The sequence below is a fragment of the Microvirga pakistanensis genome (assembly GCF_004458765.1).
Classification (GTDB): Bacteria; Pseudomonadota; Alphaproteobacteria; order Rhizobiales; family Beijerinckiaceae; genus Microvirga; species Microvirga pakistanensis.
Window position 1 is genome coordinate 1 of sequence record NZ_SPJX01000149.1, and the last position, 223, is coordinate 223.

Annotated in this window: 1 pseudogene; it reads right to left on the reverse strand. The window is 67.7% G+C overall.

From position 1 onward, the window contains the following. Positions 1-223, reverse strand: a pseudogene (locus E4K09_RS28815) (lytic transglycosylase domain-containing protein); the annotation flags it as partial.

Here is a 223-nt window from a genome sequence, read left to right on the forward strand (position 1 = left end):
GATCTCGTCGCCACGTCCGGGCTGACGCAGGACCGCGACGATCTGCAGGCAACCTTCCGGCTGCCTCTCTTCCGGCTCCTGCGCACGGGATTTCTTCAGATCCTCCGCCCAGTCCTCTGCCGACCGCCCCGTGATGGAGGCCACATAGTTTCTCGTCTCGGCGGGCAGCTCGCCCCGTCCTTCCAGCCACGAGGAGACCCGTGCGGGCCCGCCGTTATAGGCC